The organism is Streptomyces sp. NPDC006384, from assembly GCF_042870695.1.
Lineage (GTDB): Bacteria > Actinomycetota > Actinomycetes > Streptomycetales > Streptomycetaceae > Streptomyces.
Genome location: NZ_JBIAHR010000057.1, coordinates 1 through 2,928, shown reverse-complemented (window position 1 = coordinate 2,928; position 2,928 = coordinate 1). Strand labels below are relative to the sequence as shown.

At 69.8% G+C, this 2,928-nt stretch carries 1 protein-coding gene and 1 pseudogene; both read right to left on the bottom strand.

Annotation, left to right across the window (positions count from 1 at the left end; genetic code table 11):
• Positions 1 to 443 precede the first annotated feature (443 nt).
• A pseudogene (locus tag ACFYOJ_RS36220) lies at positions 444 to 1,164 on the bottom strand (IS5/IS1182 family transposase).
• A gap of 147 nt (positions 1,165 to 1,311) precedes the next feature.
• Positions 1,312 to 2,655 (bottom strand): MFS transporter, encoded by a 1,344-nt coding sequence (locus tag ACFYOJ_RS36215; RefSeq protein ID WP_356559452.1) that lies wholly within the window; start codon positions 2,653 to 2,655, stop codon positions 1,312 to 1,314.
• Positions 2,656 to 2,928 lie beyond the last annotated feature (273 nt).

The following is a 2,928-nucleotide window of genomic DNA, read 5'->3' as shown; positions in this document are numbered from 1 at the left end:
GGCGCATGGATCAGCAACCAACGCAGCAGAGCCGCAACCCTGCCACCAGAACGGGTGGAGCTGCTGTCCGCGATCGGCATGCGCTGGACATGATGGTGAGCGTCGTCATCACCGCGGCCGCCGCGCTCGCGGCCGGCTATCTGCTCGGACGGCTGCGTTCGTGGGGGCGCCTGGGCAACTGGGCGGACGATCAGATCCGCTTCACCGGAGCGTGGATCCGGGGTGGCGCCGCCCAACCAGTACCAGCGGTTCCGCCCGCCAGCCGCGGGTCGTACAGGGCCCGACCGCCAGCGCCGAACCGACCTAAGCCCGGTGGCCAGCACGATGTCGGTGTCGACCTCGTCGGTCAGGGGCCGCCCGCGAGCGCGTCGACTCGTGCACGGCCCCTGACCCCGCATAGACCGATGAACGAGGTTGTCCAACTAAGAGTTCGCGCGGATAGGTCACGGGCGTCGGGCGGTCCGTGTGTCCCATCGGTAGGCCGTCCATGCATTGCGGATCAGGCGCCGGATCACGATGACCGCGCCGGCGAGCGCTACCCACGCGGCCTGCACCACCGCACGCCGGTCAGTGACGATCGCCAGTGACTTGAAGCCCCGTGTGTGCCAGGAGTTTGTCCGTTCGACAACCCACCGGCGGGTGTGGTTGATCGGCAGGAACGCGCCCTTTGGGGTGATCCGCCATCCGCAGCCCAGCTCGGTCAGCAGGTTGCGGGTCACGCGCGAGTCGTAGCCCGAGTCCAGGTGCACCGTGATCCGGTCGGGCAGATGGAAACCGAAGCGCCCAAGAGTCTCCAAGGTGGGGCGTAACAGCGGCGACCGTTTGGTCCCCGATTTCCCGCGGTCCACAGGCGAGGGGCCGGTGTTCTCCCCGCCGCCGGGGGGCCTTCACGATGCACCCGTCCACGGCGAGGTTCTCCAGGTCCAGGCCGATGGCTTGGTCATAGGCCTCCAGCGCGGCCTGGTGCAGGGCTTCGAAGACTCCCGCGGCGATCCACTCGTCCCGCCGGGACCGCAGCGTGGTCGCGGAGACCTGGTGGTCGGCGTGCTGCTGGTAGGTGCCGCCCAGCACGAGCCGGGCCAGGAGCTTGTCGAACACGACCCTGTCCGGGACGCGGGGTCGATAACAGCCCAGCGGATGAGCGACCTGGCGGCGCGGGAGCAGCGCGTGGAACTGCTCTCACAGAGGGCCGGTGATGGAGGAAGGCAGGACGGGCACGTGACCTTCTGCTTGACCGGTGGTGATCGTGGACCTGTTGTTTCCAGGGCTGCGCCCGTCCGGCGGTCCGGCCGGGCGCAGCCCTGCCCAAGATCACCCGAGCGTTTCCTCCGTCACCGCGGCGGGCAGGGAGATCCGCCAGGCGACGCACCCGGCCGCGGCGAGCCCGGCGACGGCGAGGAAGCTACTGGCGAGGAACGGGTCGGTGCCGTCCAGGGCGGGAGCGAACCCGGTGCCGACGTAGAGCGTGACACCGGTGGAACCGCCCAGTTGGTCGACGGCTCGCTGGACTCCGGAGGCGATGCCGGCGTCGTCCTCGGTCACGCCGGTCACCGCGACGTACTGCAGCCCGACGATCCCGAACCCCATCCCGGCCGCGATGAGCACCATGGCCGGAATCAGCGCCGGGCCGGGGGCCCCGAGGGAGGAGACCAGCGCGATGGCTGCCATCGCCAGCACGGTGAAGCCGATGCCGGCCAGGACACAGGCCCGGGCACCCCACCGTCCGAGCAGCCGGGGCACCAGCACCGAGGCCGCGATCAGGGACACCGCCAGGGACAGCATCGTCAGACCGGCCCGGAGCGGGCCGGCGCCCCACCGGTCCTGCAGGTAGTAGGTGAACAGCAGGAACGAGGTGGACAGTGCCGCGCTCAGCAGAGCGGTGGCGAGGTTGGCCAGGACGCGCGGCCGGTTGCGGAAGAACCGCAGCGGCACGAGCGGGTTCCGTGAACGGCGCTCGACCCCGACGAACAGAGCCCCGGCTGCCACCGCGCCGCCCAGCGCTGCCAGCGGCAGCCAGGGCAGCGTGCCGTCCGCCCCTCCCGCCTCGATGACGCCGAAGGTGAACAGCAGCGGAGCTGCGACCAGCAGGAGCGAACCGGGAAGGTCCAAAGGCGAGGGTTCGGCGGGCCGTTCGCTCGGCACAAGAATGACCGCAGCGGCGAGCACGACCAGGATGAACGGCACGGACACCAGGAAGATCCACCGCCAGCCGAGCAGCTCGGTGATGATCCCGGAGACCACGAACCCGAAGACGAGGCCACAGCTCGCGACGGCCGCCCACACGCTCAGCGCCCGCGACCTGCGCGGCCCCTCGGGGAACATGAGCACGATCACCGCCATCGCCGCCGGAAGCGCGATCGCTTCCCCGGCACCCTGCAGCAGCCGGGCCGTCACCAGCACGGCGAAGGACGGCGCGAGCCCGGCCAGCAAGGACGCGACACCGAAGAGCGTTGTGCCGAGCAGGAGGATGCGGCGCCTGCCGAGCGCGTCGCCCAGTCGGCCGCCGAGCATCAGCAGCCCGCCGCCGGTGATCGTGTACCCGACCACGACCCAGGTCAGGGCGTGACCGTCGACCCCGAAGTCGGCGCCGATCGAGGGCAGGGCGACGTTGACCACGGTCACGTCCACCGCGATGAAGAACTGCAGCATGGCCATGCAGCACAGCACCAGCCACGCGCGCACCGGGGACGAATCGTCCCCGCGCGAAGAGAGAATGCCTGAAAACACCGAGTGCTCCGTTGCCCAGAAGAAGTTCCGAGCAGCACGAACATGCCGCTCCGGTTCAACCACGGAGCGACGGAACGTTCAACAGAAGTGAGACGAACGCCCCGCCGCTAGTGTCCTGCGCCAGAGATCCGTCGGCAGAAGCGGGCGAGAGAGTCGAGGATCTCTTCGGCTGTCTTGGTCCAGATGAACGGCTTGGGGTCT